The sequence below is a fragment of the Inquilinus sp. genome (assembly GCF_057815775.1).
Window position 1 is genome coordinate 1 of sequence record NZ_JBYRFX010000783.1, and the last position, 12,419, is coordinate 12,419.

Annotated in this window: 16 protein-coding genes; 6 read left to right on the top strand and 10 right to left on the bottom strand. The window is 67.9% G+C overall.

Annotation, left to right across the window (positions count from 1 at the left end):
* Positions 1-296: YoaK family protein (locus AC3XYG_RS27805; protein WP_489143122.1), on the bottom strand; the 296-nt coding region annotated here is incomplete at its 3' end.
* 279 nt (positions 297-575) lie between these two features.
* Between AC3XYG_RS27805 and AC3XYG_RS27810 the strand changes: the two genes are divergently transcribed.
* The 3 genes from AC3XYG_RS27810 (at position 576) to AC3XYG_RS27820 (ending at position 2,259) form a co-directional block, all read left to right on the top strand.
* On the top strand, positions 576-902 hold the full coding sequence (locus AC3XYG_RS27810; protein WP_489143123.1) for a hypothetical protein: 327 nt from the start codon (positions 576-578) through the stop codon (positions 900-902).
* Between the two features lie 45 nt (positions 903-947).
* Positions 948-1,565, top strand: a complete 618-nt coding sequence (locus AC3XYG_RS27815) for a hypothetical protein (protein WP_489143124.1) — start codon at positions 948-950, stop codon at positions 1,563-1,565.
* Positions 1,566-1,641: 76 nt separating this feature from the next.
* Positions 1,642-2,259, top strand: coding sequence for a flavodoxin family protein (locus AC3XYG_RS27820; RefSeq protein WP_489143125.1), 618 nt, complete (start codon positions 1,642-1,644; stop codon positions 2,257-2,259).
* A 59-nt stretch (positions 2,260-2,318) separates the two neighbouring features.
* Here the strand turns inward: AC3XYG_RS27820 and AC3XYG_RS27825 are convergent, their stop codons facing one another.
* Positions 2,319-2,615: a YciI family protein gene (locus AC3XYG_RS27825; protein WP_489143126.1), complete on the bottom strand. Its 297-nt coding sequence runs from the start codon at positions 2,613-2,615 to the stop codon at positions 2,319-2,321.
* A 138-nt stretch (positions 2,616-2,753) separates the two neighbouring features.
* Here AC3XYG_RS27825 and AC3XYG_RS27830 point away from each other — a divergent pair, with 138 nt between their 5' ends.
* Positions 2,754-3,629, top strand: coding sequence for a LysR family transcriptional regulator (locus tag AC3XYG_RS27830; RefSeq protein WP_489143127.1), 876 nt, complete (start codon positions 2,754-2,756; stop codon positions 3,627-3,629).
* Positions 3,630-3,838: 209 nt separating this feature from the next.
* Here AC3XYG_RS27830 and AC3XYG_RS27835 read toward each other — a convergent pair whose 3' ends face one another.
* Positions 3,839-4,141, bottom strand: coding sequence for a sigma factor (locus AC3XYG_RS27835; protein WP_489143128.1), 303 nt, complete (start codon positions 4,139-4,141; stop codon positions 3,839-3,841).
* A gap of 171 nt (positions 4,142-4,312) precedes the next feature.
* Between AC3XYG_RS27835 and AC3XYG_RS27840 the strand changes: the two genes are divergently transcribed.
* On the top strand, positions 4,313-4,870 hold the full coding sequence (locus tag AC3XYG_RS27840) for a tetratricopeptide repeat protein (protein ID WP_489143129.1): 558 nt from the start codon (positions 4,313-4,315) through the stop codon (positions 4,868-4,870).
* An 11-nt stretch (positions 4,871-4,881) separates the two neighbouring features.
* Here AC3XYG_RS27840 and AC3XYG_RS27845 read toward each other — a convergent pair whose 3' ends face one another.
* Complete coding sequence (locus AC3XYG_RS27845; RefSeq protein WP_489143130.1) at positions 4,882-5,775, bottom strand: LysR family transcriptional regulator; 894 nt, start codon at positions 5,773-5,775, stop codon at positions 4,882-4,884.
* A gap of 106 nt (positions 5,776-5,881) precedes the next feature.
* Here AC3XYG_RS27845 and AC3XYG_RS27850 point away from each other — a divergent pair, with 106 nt between their 5' ends.
* Complete coding sequence (locus AC3XYG_RS27850) at positions 5,882-6,709, top strand: SDR family oxidoreductase (RefSeq protein WP_489143131.1); 828 nt, start codon at positions 5,882-5,884, stop codon at positions 6,707-6,709.
* Positions 6,710-6,722: 13 nt separating this feature from the next.
* Here AC3XYG_RS27850 and AC3XYG_RS27855 read toward each other — a convergent pair whose 3' ends face one another.
* The 6 genes from AC3XYG_RS27855 to AC3XYG_RS27880 form a co-directional block, all read right to left on the bottom strand.
* A complete protein-coding gene (locus AC3XYG_RS27855; protein WP_489143132.1) occupies positions 6,723-7,109 on the bottom strand; it encodes a nuclear transport factor 2 family protein in 387 nt (128 codons plus the stop codon).
* 6 nt (positions 7,110-7,115) lie between these two features.
* Positions 7,116-8,555 (bottom strand): pyruvate kinase, encoded by a 1,440-nt coding sequence (gene pyk / locus AC3XYG_RS27860; protein ID WP_489143133.1) that lies wholly within the window; start codon positions 8,553-8,555, stop codon positions 7,116-7,118.
* Between the two features lie 228 nt (positions 8,556-8,783).
* The gene (locus AC3XYG_RS27865) at positions 8,784-9,173 is read right to left on the bottom strand and encodes an ACT domain-containing protein (protein WP_489143134.1); all 390 of its coding nucleotides are present in this window, start codon (positions 9,171-9,173) and stop codon (positions 8,784-8,786) included.
* A 4-nt stretch (positions 9,174-9,177) separates the two neighbouring features.
* Positions 9,178-10,068 carry a DMT family transporter gene (locus AC3XYG_RS27870; protein ID WP_489143135.1) on the bottom strand — a complete coding sequence of 297 codons (891 nt, stop codon included), beginning with the start codon at positions 10,066-10,068 and terminating at the stop codon, positions 9,178-9,180.
* Between the two features lie 230 nt (positions 10,069-10,298).
* Positions 10,299-11,090: an SDR family NAD(P)-dependent oxidoreductase gene (locus tag AC3XYG_RS27875; protein ID WP_489143136.1), complete on the bottom strand. Its 792-nt coding sequence runs from the start codon at positions 11,088-11,090 to the stop codon at positions 10,299-10,301.
* Between the two features lie 83 nt (positions 11,091-11,173).
* On the bottom strand, positions 11,174-12,419 hold a 1,246-nt coding region (locus tag AC3XYG_RS27880; protein ID WP_489143137.1), incomplete at its 5' end, for a hypothetical protein.

Consider the following 12,419-nt stretch of genomic DNA (forward strand, 5'->3'; position numbering starts at 1 on the left):
TCGCTGTGCAGCTCATGCCGCCGGCCCCAGTTGATCAGGATCGCGGTGAAACCCGCCCCGGCGATGAAGGCCGCCAGCCCGCCCAGGCCGGACAGCACCACCGGGGCGTCGAGCAGGACGAGATGGTCGGCGATCGAGGAGACGATGCCGGTCATGTGCGAGGTGTATTGCTGGACGGCCAGGAAGCCGCCGGCATTGACGGCCCCGGCCACGAAGGCCAGCGACCGGCCCAGCCGGGCATTGGCCTGGTCGGTCCGCTCCCGGCTCGCCAGGGTGCGGAGATAGGGGATCGGCATGCCGCACCGCCTCGGTTTGTCTGACCTGGGGACGATCTTGGCAGCAAACCGCGGCGGGGGGCAGTAGGCCCCTGGTGTCGCAGGCGGCGTGGCACGCACTCAGGACATGCTGCCAACCGAATTTATTTCTGTATAGCCAAGCGGAACGGCACTGCTGTTTTCGGCAATGAATATAACAAAGAGCAAGTCCGTATTCCTGTTGAATAAAGAGTCGGGACGGAACCAAACGGTCGGCGTCTTTATTTCCTCATTATCGATGCCTTCCTCTGGAGACAAACCATGTTCCGGACCCCAGTTCTCGCGGCCGTGCTTTCCGTAGCCCTCGGCACGGCGGCGGCGATGGCGCAGACGACCACGGCGCCCGCCGATTCCAACACCATGGCGGCCCCGAGCAAAGGGACCGTCGTCTCCTCCCCAGCGGACCTGAAGAAGGGGGCCAACAGCTTCACCGAAGCGCAGGCGCAGGCCCGGATCGAGGATCAGGGATTCTCGACCGTCACAGGCTTGAAGAAGGACGGTGATGGCATCTGGTGGGCCACCGCGTCGAAGGACAGCAAGAGCGTCAAGGTCGGCCTCGACTACCAGGGCAACATCGCCGCCGAGTAAGGCCGCCGGTTGCAAGACATTTCATCAATTCTGAGGAGCGAGACCATGGCCCGCATTGCTGTCACCGGCCTGTTCGACCGACGCGAGGACGCAGCCCGGGCGCGTCATGACATCGAGGCACTGGCGGTGCCCCGCGACGATATCGGTTTGCTGGTCAACAACGCAGACGGCGACGATCCGGTCGAGGACGGCTCGACCGGCTCGGGTGTCGGGACGGGCGCCGGGATCGGCACCATCATCGGCGGCGGTGCCGGCCTGCTGACCGGGCTCGGCATCATGGCGATCCCGGGTGTCGGGCCCATTGTCGCCGCGGGCTGGCTGGCCGCCACGGTGGCGGGCGCCGCGGCCGGGGCCCTCGCCGGGGGTGCCGCGGGCGGCCTGGTCACCACCATGACCCATGCCGGCGTCGATGAGGATGCCGCCCATGTCTATGCCGAAGGCGTCCGGCGTGGCGGCACCGTGCTTACCGTGCAGGTGGACGAGGCCCGGCAGGGCGAGATCGAGCGAGTCCTGCTCGATCACGGCGCGGTCGATGCCAGCGCCCGGGGCGAGGCCTATCGTTCGTCCGGCTGGCAGCAATACGACCCGGCGGCCCCCGCCTATACGCCGGAAGAAATCGCGCGTGAGCGCGGCCTCTATGGCCGCGACGACCCGCGGCTCTGAGCGAAAGGCTGATCAGGCCGGCGTCTGGCCGGCCTGATCAGCACCGCCCACAACGATACAATCGTGAGGGAAGCCGGTGTCGCTCAAAGCCATCGCATTCAATTGCACGTTGAAATCATCCGCCAGTTCGTCCGAGCCGTCATCGACCGATCGGCTTCTGTCGGAGATTCTGGCGGCCCTGGCAGACCATGACGTCACAGGTGAAATCATTCGCGCGGCCGATCACGACATCAAGCCGGGCGTGACCTCCGACGAAGGGTCGGGCGACGCCTGGCCTGCGTTGCGCGAAAAGATCCTCGCCGCCGACATCCTGCTGATCGGAACGCCGATCTGGCTCGGTCAGCCGTCCAGCGTCTGCAAACGGGTGCTGGAGCGTATGGATGCCTTCCTTGAAGAGACGGATGACGAAGGCCGGATGGTCTCGTTCGGCCGTGTTGCCGCGGTCGCGGTGGTGGGCAACGAGGATGGCGCGCATCACGTTTCGGCGGAACTCTTCCAGGCTCTCAACGACGTCGGATTCACGATTCCCGCCGGTGCCGTGGCCTATTGGGTCGGCGAGGCGATGGGCGACGTCAACTACGTCGACCTGGAGGAAACGCCGGAAGCCGTCCAGACGGCCACGGCCACCCTGGCCCGCAATGCGGCGCACCTCGCAGGTCTCCTGAAAGAGCGGGCGTATCCCGGGGAGGAATGACCGACTGGTGACGCGCCGCCGCCGCCTTCACGGGCGCGCCCCGGCAGTCTCCGGTCAGGTCAGAGCGCAGGCCGGCTCAGGGCGACAAGTTCCGGCAGGGCGAATTTGGCGTCGAAGGCGGTGATCTCGTTCTCGACGATGCCGGCCTGGACCCAGGAATCCTCGGCCAGGATGGCCGCCAGCCGGTCGCGGTCGGTGCCCTTGGCCACGATGATGCCGCCTGATTTGTCGGCCTTCGGGCCGGCGAACAGGAACAGGCCCTCGCCGACATAGCGCTCGACCCAGTCGATATGGGCCTGCCGGTGCGGTTCGGCCCGGGACGGGTCGGTGATGAAGCGGGAGCTGACGATCAGCATGGCGGATCCTTCGGGTCGGGGTGATGCCATCGGCTGCGACGGCCAAATCACTGTGATTGCATCCCAAGGATCGATAAACTCGCTGGTGGTTCGATCACTCCGAACGGTGGGTGCGCAGTGCTGGATCGGTTCACGGGGATGTCGGTCTTCGTCTGCGCCGTCGAAAAGGGCAGCTTCACCGACGCGGCGATCGAATGCGGACTGTCGGCGACGATGGTCGGCAAGCACGTCCGGGCGATCGAGACGCGGCTCGGCGCCCGGTTGCTGAGCCGGACCACGCGGCAGCAGTCGCTGACCGAAATCGGCCGCCTCTACTACGAACGCTGCAAGCAGCTGCTCGAGGACCTGCACGACGCCGAGGCGAGCGCGGAGGAGATCCGCACAGCGCCCCGCGGGCTGTTGAAGATCCACGCCCCGGTGTCGTTCGGCAGCGAGTGCCTGGCGCCGGCCGTCGCCGCCTATCTCCGCCTCTATCCCGACATCCGGATCGAGCTGACCCTGTCGGACCGGCATGTCGACCGCCCGGTCGACCTGGTCGAGGAAGGCTATGACGCCGCGATCCTGATCGGGCCGCTGGCGGATTCCGAACTGATGGCGCGGTCGCTGCGGCCCTACGCCATGTGGCTCTGCGCCTCGCCGGATTATCTCGGCCGCGCCGGCACGCCACAGACGCCGCAGGATCTGGCAAGCCACAACTGCCTGGCCTTCTCGCTGTGGCGGCGGCGGAAGCTGTGGCGGTTCCACGAGCAGGGGCGGCGGCAGGACGTGCCGGTCGACGGGCAACTGGTCGCCAACAACGGCCAGGCGCTGAAGGCCGCGGCGATTGCCGGGCTGGGCATCATCCTGCAGCCGGAAATCCTCGTCGCCGACGATGTCCGGGCCGGCCGTCTCGTGCGGATCCTGGCGGATTGCGAACCGCCGCTGCGGCCGATGTACATCGTGCATCTGCCGGACCGCAGGCCGGCGGCGAAGCTGCGGGCCTTCATCGATTTCATCATCGGGCAGTTCGGCTGACGCCATCGCCGGGGCCAATTCTCCGTCTGTCCCGTGTTTTGCCCGGCATGTCCGGAAAGGTGGCGTTTCCGTCCTTTGCGGTCGAGCCCGGGCGGTCAAGGCTGGGACCCGAGTGTCCGTGGAGCCAGCGATCGGTTTGCCGCGACGCGATGATTTTGTCTGTTGTTATTGAATAAAGACCTGTATCAGTATTTAGGAAATTAAAATTACTATCTCACTATATTGCTAATGAGTATTATTAGCATAAATATAGATTTCAGCGCCTCGCTGTCCACCTCGGTCCCCCGCGTGCGCGCCTGCCGGCGCCGGTCGATCCAGGTGGTCTGGACGATGCGGAACAGCCAGCTGTCGAGGCGCGTGCCGGGCGTGAACTGGTGCTCTCGCGCCAGCGCCTTTTCGCAGGCCGCCTGGACCAGATCATCCCCTTCATCGCGCGACCCCGCCAGACCCCAGGCGAACCGCCGCAGCCGTGGCAGAAGCCCTGCCAGGTTCGACCGGACATCGTCCGCCACACATGCTCTCCATTCCAGCCGGTACAACGCGCCACGGGGCGGCGTATTCCATTCGCCGGACGGGGCCTGTTTGTTTCGGTGATGGTCCGATCCGCCACACCGGAAAAAATAGAGGCGTCCCGGGCCGGGGCGTCCCTTGTCGCCGCCCATGCTCCGCCCGATGTCTCTGGCATGAGGCGCCTCGCCATCCTGCTGCTGTCGGTTGTTCTGCTCGCCTTCGCCGGGCCGGTCGCGGCCCAGGACCGGGCGGCGCGGCTGGATGCGCTGTTCGCGCAGCTGCAGACGGTGGCGCCGGAGGACGAACCGGCGCTGCAGATCGCGATCTGGCAGGTCTGGCTGGCCTATGACGGCACCGACGCCGATGTTCCCGGGCTGCTGGCGCGCGGCAACACCGCGATGCAGGGCGACGACTATGCCGTGGCCGAGGCCGCCTTCACCGCGGTGATCGAGCGCGACGCGGCCTATGCCGAAGGCTGGAACCGGCGGGCGACGGTGCGCTACCTCAGGGGCGACATCCATGGTTCGATCGCCGATATCAACCAGGTGCTGGCGCGCGAACCCCGGCACTTCGGCGCGCTGTCGGGCCTGGCGCTGTGCCGGATCAAGCTCGGCGACATCAAGGGGGCGATCGAGGCCTATCAGCGGGTGCTGGCGATCGATCCGCAGATGGCGACCGCCCGGGCCCAGATCGCCACGCTGAAGCAGCTCCAGGCCGGCGACCCGATCTGACGGCCGGTCGGTTAAAAGGCGTCCTTCAGCACCGTGATAAAGGCCCTCAGCCCGGCCGGCACATGGCGGTGGCCGGGGTAATAGAGATACAGGCCGGGAATCGGCGGGCACCAGTCGCCCAGCACGGCGACCAGCCGGCCGGCGTCGAGATCGGCCCGCGCCGACCGGTCCGGTACAAAGGCGATGCCCAGCCCGGCCACCGCGGCCTCGACCATCAGGTCGATGTTGTCGAGCGTCAGGGCACCGGGGACGTCGACAGTCAGCTCCTGGCCATGCTGCTCGAACTCCCAGCGATACAGCTTGCCGCTGGGCATGCGGATCCGGATGCAGGCATGGTCCTTGAGGTCGTCGGGCGTGCGCGGCGCCGGGCGGCCGGCGAGATAGGCGGGCGACGCGACGGCGATGAAGCGGACCTCGCCGCCGAGGCGCACCGCGATCATGTCCTGCGGCACGGCTTCGCCCAGCCTGACCCCGGCGTCGAAGCCCTCGGCGACGATGTCGACCAGCCGGCCGTCGGTCACAAGGTCGAGCGACATCTCGGGGTAGCGCGCCAGGAATTGCGGGACCACCGACCGCAGCAGCATCCGGGCCGCGCTGTCATTGGCATTGATCCGCAGGGTCCCGCCCGGGCGGATGCGGAAATCCTCGACCTCGTCCAGCGCCAGGCCGAGATCCCGCAGCACCGGCTGCAGGCGGGTGACCAGGCGTTCGCCGGCTTCGGTCGTCGCCACGCTGCGCGTGGTCCGGTGCAGCAGGCGCACGCCCATCCGGGTTTCGAGCGCCCGCATCATGTGGCTGAGGGTGGATGGCGACAGCCCCAGCTCGTCGGCCGCCTTGCGGAAACTGCGATGCGCCGCGATCGCCGCGAAGGCGGTCAGGTCGCTCAAAGCTGGCCGATCATTCATGGGTCATTTTCATCAAGTCATGCCGTATCACTCCGATAGTACCATGAATGCGACGGCTTACCTCTAGCGGGGCCGCAATCCTGCGGCTGTTGCAGCGAGGCTTCCCATGACCAGGACCTGGTTCATCACCGGCACGTCGTCCGGCTTCGGCCGGATGCTCACCGAAAAGCTCCTGGCACGCGGCGACCGGGTGGCGGCGACCCTGCGCAAGCCGGGCGCCCTCGACGATCTGAAGGCGCAGCATGGCGACCGCCTGTGGACGGCACTGCTCGATGTCACCGATGCGCAGGCCGTGCGCCGGGTCGTGGCCGCCGCCTTCCAGGACATGGGCGGCATCGAAATCGTCGTGAACAATGCCGGCTACGGCCTGTTCGGCGCGGGGGAGGAGGTGACGGACGACCAGATCCGGCACCAGATCGACACCAACCTGATCGGCTCGATCCAGGTCATCCGGGCGGCGCTGCCGCATCTGCGGGCCCGGGGCGGCGGCCGGATCCTGCAGGTCTCGTCCGAAGGTGGCCAGATCGCCTATCCGAATTTCAGCCTGTATCACGCGACCAAATGGGGCATCGAAGGCTTCATCGAGGCGGTGGCCCAGGAGGTCGCGCCCTTCGGCATCGAATTCACGATTGCCGAGCCGGGCCCGGCCAGGACGGAATTCGGCGGCGGCCTGGTCAGCGCGCCGCCGATGGCGGTCTATGACGACACGCCGGCAGGTGAGGTGCGGCGCATGATCGCGACCGGGGCGTTTCCGGTGAACGGCGATCCCGACCGGATGGCCCAGGCCATGATCGATACGGTCGACCGCAGCCCGGCGCCCCGGCGGCTGGTGCTCGGCGCCGGTTCCTACACCAGGATCCGGGCCGCGCTGACGGACCGGCTTGCCGCCCTCGACGCGCAGCAGGACATCGCGGAATCGGCCGACTTCGACTGACGGCGCCGCCCGGTCAGTGAATGGTGCCGGTCGGCTGGGCTGGTGGATTGGCCTCGCGGGACGGGCCGGACTGGTGATGCACCATGCGCCAGCCCGCCGGCTCGCGGACGAAGACATTGGTCGCGGCCAGCCGGTTCTCGCCGATCCGCTCGATGCACAGCACCACGGCGGTGTCGCCGTAATCCAGCACCCGCACCTCTTCCGCCGTGACCTTCGGCGGATTGCGCAGCATCGCGTCCCAGCTCTGCATCACCGCGTCGCGCCCGGCCAGCACCGGCCAGCCGGGATGGATGCAGGCGACCGGGCGCCGCCGCGACCACAGCGCCGCCATGGCCACCGCGTCGCCGCGCGCCAGGGCGGCGTAGAAGGCTTCGTTGGCGGCGAGGGCGGAGCCGGGCATGCGACCTCAGTCTTCGATCCAGGCGATGCGCAGCACATTGGTATTGCCGGGCGTCCCGAACGGCACGCCCGCGGTCACCACGATGCGCTGGCCGGCGGTGCCGAAGCCGTCATGCCTGGCCAGGCGGCAGGCCTTGCCGACCATCTCGGTGAAGTTGTTGACGTCCTCGGTGTGGACGGCGTGCACGCCCCAGCACAGCCCCATGCGGCGTGCGGTCTGCAGGTTCGAGGTCAGGCACAGGATCGGCACCTCCGGCCGCTCGCGCGCGGCGCGCAGCGTGGTCGACCCCGAGGTGGTGTAGGTGGCGATCGCCACCGCGCCGACGGTGTGCGCCACCTGCCGCGCCGCGGCGGAGATGGCGTCGGCCGCGGTGCTTTCCGGATCGTAATGCACGGCGTCGAGGATGGTGCGGTAGATCGGGTCACGCTCCACCCGCCGGGCGATGCGATCCATCATCTGCACCGCCTCGACCGGGAACTCGCCCGAGGCGGTCTCGGCCGACAGCATCACCGCATCGGCGCCGTCGAACACCGCGGTGGCGACGTCGGAGGCCTCGGCCCGGGTCGGGGTCGACGAGGTGATCATGCTTTCCAGCATCTGCGTCGCCACGATCACCGGCTTGCCGGCCTGGCGCGAGGCGCGGATGATCCGCTTCTGCAGCGACGGCACGTCCTCGGCCGGCATCTCGACGCCCAGGTCGCCGCGCGCGACCATGACCGCGTCGGTCATCTCGACCAGTTCCTCGAGATGCTGGATCGCCGCCGGCTTCTCCAGCTTCACGATCACCTGGGCCCGGCCGGCGATCAACTTGCGCGCCTCGGCCACGTCCTCGGGCCGCTGCACGAAGGACAGCGCCACCCAGTCGACCCCGATGTCGAGGGCGAAGCGCAGGTCGTCGAGGTCCTTGGGGGTCAGCGGCGACAGCGGCAGCACCGCGTTCGGCACGTTCACGCCCTTGCGGTCGGACAGGCGGGACCCGGCCTCGACCACGGTGTCGGCGAAATCGGGGCCGCAATCGGTGACCTTCAGGCGGACCTTGCCATCATCCAGCAGCAGGATCTGCCCCGGCTCCAGCGCCGCGAAGATCTCGGGGTGCGGCAGCATCACGCCGGTGGCGTCGCCGCGGCGTTCCGTCAGTGACAGCCGGAAGCTCTGGCCGGCGGTCAGCAGCACCGGCCCCTCGGCGAAGGTGCCGACGCGCAGCTTCGGGCCCTGCAGGTCGGCCATCACGGCGATCGGGTGGTCGAATTCGCGTTCGACCTCGCGAATCAGGGCCAGCCGGGCGGCGTGGTCTTCCTGCTTGCCATGGCTGAAGTTCAGCCGGAAGACGTCGACACCGGCCTCGAACAGCCCGCGGATCGCCGCGGCCGTGCTGGTGGCGGGGCCCAGCGTGGCGACGATCTTGGTCTGGCGCGTTCGGCGGAACGACGGGCGCTTCTTGGGCATGGCTGACTCCCGGATCATGTGTCGGTTCGCCCATGGGCCATGTCGATTGCCCCGGCCCCGTAGACGCCGACCGCGGGAAGAAATCACATCCGCCGGCTTTCGCCAATGTCGAATGTGCGCCGAGATTCAGATGTTACGCGGACTTAATATTTCAATTCGACGTCCGCCGGGGCCTTGTTCCGCCTGGAAATGGCTTGATACCGAGGGGGATTCCAGCCCCGCGGCCGCCTAGCTCCGCACCGTGTTCTGCCGTTGCAAAACGGCAACGGCTGCGTCGAGATCGCGCGTCCGCACCAGCAGGTAGTCGGTGTCGAAGGTCGAGATGGCGAAGATGCTGATCGCGGCCTCGGCCAGCGGCGAAGCGAGGCGGGACAGGATGCCGGTCAGGGCGAAGTCCAGCGGCCCCTCGACCTTGAAGCCGCGCCAGCCGCGCTCGGCCTTCACATTATCGGGCAGCCGCGCCTCGGGGCACACCACCGACAGCTCGTCCCGGGTGCGGCTGACGGTGACGAAGGGATCGGACCAGTCGACCCAGCCGGGCAGCGCCGCATCCGCCGGCAGCCGGGCCACCGCCAGCGTCTCCGGCAGCAGGCTGAGGATCAGGCGGGGATCGGTCATCGCGTTACCCTTTGCGTGCCAGCAGGATGCCGACCAGCACCAGCGCGCCGCCGATGCCCTGGGCCGACCCCAGCGGCTCGGCCAGGATGATCCAGGCCAGGGCCGCCGCGGCCACCGGCTGGATCAGCAGGGTGAGGGAGGAGAAGGCGGCCGGCAGCCAGGCCAGGGCATAGGTGATCAGGCTCTGGCCGGCGACCTGCGAAATCCAGGACAGGCCGAGCAGGATGACCCAGCCATACAGCGTCGGCGGCAGGAACACCGGCTCGGTCAGCAACGCCAGCGGCAGCGTCACGACAGCGGAGACGGCGCTGGTCCACAGCATCACCGTGGCCACCGAGAAGCGGTCGCGCAGCCGGCCAACCGACAGAATGTAGCCGCCATAGAACACCGCGGCCAGCGCCGCCATGGCGTCGCCGCCGAGATGGCCGTCGCCCAACGCGCCCGGCCCGCCCTTCAGCACCACCACGCCGGCCACCGCCACGGCCAGGCCGGCGATGAAAATCGGCCGGATCGGGGTGCGGAACAGCAGCCAGGCGCCAAAGGTGACGAAGATCGGCGCCAGATTGGCCAGCAGCGTGGCGTTGGCAACGGATGTGACGTGGATCGCCCAGTGCCACGCCACCAGATCGGCGGCAATGAAGATGCCGGGCAGGGTGAGGGCGAGATAGTCGGACAGACCCTGCGGCCGCGACGCCGCGCCCCGCGCCCGTTCCGCCCGGTACCACAGGAACAGGATCGGCAGGGCCAGGGCGACGCGCCACACCGCGGTCGCGATCGGCCCGACCTCCGACAGCCGCACGAAGATCGGCGAACTGCCGATCGCCAGCCCGCCCAGGATCAGGGCGGGCAGCGCCAGGCGCTGGGCGGGGGAAGGGGTCAGGACGGCCTCGCTCATGATGGGCCGGAGCTTAATCCGCCGGCCCGCCGTCCAGCCATGGCCCGCCATGCAGGGGAGACCCGCGCGCTGCGACATCCCGCCGCTTACAGATCGTTCGAGAGCGCATCCGGCAGGAGTCGGCTGGTGGTGGTTTCGAGAACCGGCGCGCAGCGGACGTTTGGGTCCATGAGCACCGGAAGCGGAGAAACCGCCGCTAGAGGGCCATGCCGGGTGTGCTCTCGAACGATCTACGGCATGGATTGGCCGCCATTGATCTCGATCATCTGGCCGGTGACGTAGCCGCTGGCGACGCTGGAGGCCAGATAGAGGAAGGCGGCGGCGCAGTCGTCGGCCACGCCCAGCCGCTGCATCGGGATCGCGGCCTGCATCGTCGCCAGCTGCTCCGGCGTCGAGAAGCGCTCGTGGAACGGGGTCATGATGACGCCCGGCGACACGGCGTTGACCCGGATGTCGTCCTTCACGAGCTCCTTGGCCCAGCCACGGGTGGCGACGGCGACGAAGCCCTTGGCCGCGGCGTAGATCACCGAGCCGGTGCCGCCGCCGCTGCGCGCGGCGATCGAGCTGAGATTGATGATCGACCCGCCGCCGCCCTGCCGGCGCATCTGCGCCGTGGCCTCGCGCATGAAGCGGATGACGTGCCGGACGTTGAGGTCGAGCACGGCATCGACGAATTCGTCGCTGTAATCGGCGACCGGGGTGCGCTTGACCAGGGCGCCGGCATTGTTGACCAGCACGTCCAGGCGGCCGAAGGCGGCGACGGTCTGTTCGACCAGCCGCTGTGCCGTCTCCGGCTCGGTGACATCGCCATGGGCCAGGATCGCCTCGCCGCCGGCGGCCTCGATGTCCGCCACGACGGCCTCGGCCGCGTCGCGGCTGGCGTTGAAGTTTACGGCGACCTTGGCGCGGTTGCGGCCGAAGGCGCGGGCCGCGGCGGCGCCGATGCCGGTGCTGGCCCCGGTGATCAGCACCGCCTTGCCGGCGAGGTCGGGAAACAGGGGGCTGCTCTGAAGCGCGGTCATCGAAGGGCCTTGCTGTTCGGATGGGCGCGCATCATGTCAGACAAATCAGCTTCTTGCATCGAGATTGGCGGCGGGGCCGCCCATCAGGGTGATGGGTGGCCTCGCAGGCGCGGCGCCCGGCCTGGTCTGCCCGTCGCTCGGGGCTTGGCTATCGCCTGGGCGGAAACTTCCGCAAAGAAAGCCGGCACCGTCTCGAAGGCTTGGCCCTCGCCGCCGATCGATCTGGCAATGTGGAAGCCGAGGTGGCGATAGCTCTCGAACTGGGTTTCGTCGAACCACTGGTCCGCAGTCGAATCATTCGGAAAACGCGGATTCTCGGCGACATAGCCGACGAGGTCGGCCGGCAGATCAATGGGCAGGCCGGCCTTGATATAGAGGATCTGGCCGGTTCGCTCGGACGTCGGGGTCGAAATCGAGGCTGCGTCCGCGGGGTAGAGAACCGTTCCGATGATCCAGGTGGTTTCGACCCTACCGATCTCGATTGCCGGCTGGATGTTGGCCACGGGAAGCTCGATCTTGACCTGGAAATCGATCCAGGCCTTGCGGACGGCGTTGGCAAGGTCGGCATAGGCGCGATCCGGGTCGTGACCACCATCGACGACGATGATGAAGCGGCATTTGCGCCGGATCATTTCGTACAGTCCGAGATTCTCGAAATGCCCGCCGTCGGAGAGATAGAGATCCTTCCCTTTGCATCCGACCCGCCCCTGCAATTCCCGCAGATAGGGCCCGACCGCCATGGCCGGCGCCGACCGTCGGCAGGCTTTATCGCCATAGAGCGGGTTGGGAAGCCAGGCACCGAGCCGCAGGTTGAACAGTGTCAGCAGAAACGCGGTGGCCGCCGATGTGTAATACCCCATGTTGGGGCTGGCGGCCGCGCCCGAGACGGTCATCGCCGTCCCCAGGGTGATGCCATGGCCGGTGTCGTCGTCCCGCAGGAGCGGGTTGCTCTGATCCTGCTGTTCTGTCTTTCGGGCCCAGTCGCTGCCATAGAATTCCGCTGAAACATAGGCGCCGGCCGGCGGGTGGCTCGATTCTTCCTGGTCGAGAATCGCGCTGCCGCAGGCTAGAGGTGTCATGGTGAAGGGCGCCCCCTTGCGATCCTGCCAGTCGAGGGGCCCTTTCTGCGTCAGGTTCAACGTGCTGTTGATGACAGGGAACAGGCGTTTTGGGCCACGGCCGGCCCAGATTTCATGGAGCCGAAGATTGTCGTCGGTGTCGTCGGCGAGCTTCCGGAATTTTTGGGCGGCCGGCACCGCCGGCCCGTTGAGCGGGGTGTGCGGGATCGTCTTCGGTGCGGGCTTCGCACTCCCGAGGAATTCGCGGATC